The 328-nt window shown below is 59.1% G+C and carries 1 protein-coding gene; it reads left to right on the top strand.

Annotated elements, in window-relative coordinates; translation table 11 throughout:
* The coding region (locus tag NQF86_RS09110; RefSeq protein ID WP_266117332.1) for a hypothetical protein at nt 1–328 on the top strand (328 nt) is incomplete at both ends.

The following is a 328-nucleotide window of genomic DNA, read 5'->3' as shown; positions in this document are numbered from 1 at the left end:
TCTGATCCAGTCCTCGGATAGTCTGACCTTAACGGCGGGGAATCTGTCCAATCAGGGGGGCAGCCTTCTGAGCAGCAAGGGCGATGTGACCCTGAATGTAGGGGATTTCCATAATGAAGGCGGTCTGGCCCAGGCGCAGGGTCAGCTGACGGCTCAGATCGGCAGCTATGCCTCCAGTGAGGGTTCCAGCCTTGTGGCCGAGCATGATCTGCATCTGACCTCTCCGGGTGTCCTGCAGAATGAGGGTGTTCTGGCGTCCTTTGGCAATGTGAGTCTGAATGCGGCTCAGCTGAGCAGTGGGGCTAAGGCGCAGCTTCAGGGGCAGAGC

It is taken from the genome of Bombella pluederhausensis, from assembly GCF_026385525.1.
Classification (GTDB): domain Bacteria; phylum Pseudomonadota; class Alphaproteobacteria; order Acetobacterales; family Acetobacteraceae; genus Bombella; species Bombella pluederhausensis.
Note: the sequence above shows the minus strand (reverse complement) of the source record. Positions and strands in the feature narration are given on the sequence as shown.